Origin of the sequence: Mesorhizobium sp. M1E.F.Ca.ET.041.01.1.1, from assembly GCF_003997355.1 — a bacterium.
Classification (GTDB): domain Bacteria; phylum Pseudomonadota; class Alphaproteobacteria; order Rhizobiales; family Rhizobiaceae; genus Mesorhizobium.
Genome location: NZ_RZSL01000879.1, coordinates 1 through 1,869, shown reverse-complemented (window position 1 = coordinate 1,869; position 1,869 = coordinate 1). Strand labels below are relative to the sequence as shown.

General features: G+C 65.9%; 2 protein-coding genes. Both read right to left on the bottom strand.

The window, feature by feature from the left end; genetic code table 11:
• Nucleotides 1–191: 191 nt before the first annotated feature.
• Nucleotides 192–1,478, bottom strand: coding sequence for a glutamate-5-semialdehyde dehydrogenase (locus EOA38_RS35375; RefSeq protein ID WP_127301399.1), 1,287 nt, complete (start codon nucleotides 1,476–1,478; stop codon nucleotides 192–194).
• Nucleotides 1,479–1,496: 18 nt separating this feature from the next.
• A partial coding sequence (locus tag EOA38_RS35370) for a PUA domain-containing protein (RefSeq protein WP_348627550.1) occupies nucleotides 1,497–1,869 on the bottom strand: 373 nt, incomplete at its 5' end.

Sequence of the window (1,869 nt, the reverse complement as noted above, 5' to 3'; positions counted from 1 at the left end):
CCCCTCTGTCCTGCCGGACATCTCCCCCGCAAGGGGGGAGATCAGCAGCTTCTGTGAAGGCACAAATTTTGCAGCGCCGGCGATTGGCGAAGGGAATTGTGGCAGTCGATCTCCCCCCTTGCGGGGGAGATGCCCGGCAGGGCAGAGGGGGGTGGCTGGGCGCAAGCGTCAGGCCTTTGGAGCGAAAAAGATCACGGCCTCACCTGTCCCGACCCGCGCACGCGGTATTTGAACGAGGTCAGCTGCTCGACGCCGACCGGCCCGCGCGCATGCATCTTGCCGGTGGCGATGCCGATTTCGGCGCCCATGCCGAACTCGCCGCCGTCGGCGAATTGTGTCGAGGCATTGTGCAAGAGGATCGCCGAGTCGATCTCGTTGAAGAATCTTTCGACCGCTTGCGCATCCTCGGCGATGATCGCCTCGGTGTGGTGCGAGGAGAACGTCTCGATATGGTCGATCGCGCCGGCGACGCCGTCGACCAGCTTCACCGCGATGATGGCGTCGAGATATTCCGTCACCCAGTCGGCATCGGTCGCCGGGCTGGCGTCGGAGAAAGCCTGCATCACCTCGACGTCCGCATGGATATCGCAGCCGGCGGCGCGCAGCGCTTCGAGGATCGGCACCAGATGGGTGGGCGCCGCCGCGCGGTCGACCAGCAGCGTCTCGGCAGCGCCGCAGACGCCGGTGCGCCGCATCTTGGCGTTGACGGCGATCTTCACCGCCATGTCGAGCTTTGCCGAGCGGTCGACATAGAGATGGCAGATGCCTTCGAGATGGGCGAAGACCGGCACCCGCGCCTCGTTCTGCACACGCGCGACAAGGCTCTTTCCGCCGCGCGGGATGATGACGTCGAGATTGCCGCTCAAGCCTTTGAGCATCTCGCCGACGGCGGCGCGGTCGGTGGTCGCCACCAGTTGGATGGCATCTTCCGGCAGACCGGCGGCCTTCAGCCCTTCGGCCATGCAGGCATGGATGGCGACCGACGAATTGATCGAATCCGATCCGCCGCGCAGGATCACCGGATTGCCCGCCTTCAGGCAGAGCGCGCCTGCATCGGCCGTCACGTTCGGCCGGCTTTCATAGATAACGGCGATAACGCCGAGCGGCGTGCGAACGCGCTCGATGTGGAGGCCGTTCGGCCGATCCCATTCGGCAATGACGTCGCCGACCGGATCCTTGAGCGCGGCGATCTCGCGGATGCCGTCGGCCATGGCCCTGATGCGCGGTGGCGTCAGCTTCAGCCGGTCCATGAAGGATGCCGACAGCCCCGCTTCCTGGCCATTCGACATGTCGATGGCGTTGGCCTCGAGGATCGCCTGCTCGTTGCGCAGGATGGCGTCGGCCATGGCGGCTAAAGCAGCATTCTTGGCCGCGGTCGTGGCGACGGCCAACGGTCGGGCGGCAGTCCGGGCGCGGCGGCCGATGTCGGCCATTGTTGCCACGGTGTCTTCCCCGGATTTTTCATGCAGCTTCAGCATGGTTCATCCTCCGCTGGGTCATTCGCTGGCCAATACTTGGTCGCCGGCGACGCTTACCACAAGGTCGTCGCGATGGATCATCGCCGAGCGGGCCTCGTAGCCGAGCACATTTTCGATCTCGGCCGTCTTCAAACCCGCGATCCTTACGGCATCGGCGGCATCATAGGCAACCAGCCCGCGCGCGATCTCGCGGCCCTCGGGCGACAGGATCGCAACCGTGTCGCCGCGCGAGAAATTGCCGCTGACCAGCTTGACACCGGCGGGCAGCAGCGACTTACCCGACTTCAGCGCACCGACGGCGCCGGCATCGACGGTGAGCCGGCCGGCCGGCTCGAGCTGCCCGGCGATCCAGGTCTTGTAACCCTTCACCGGATTGGCGCTCGGCCGGAAG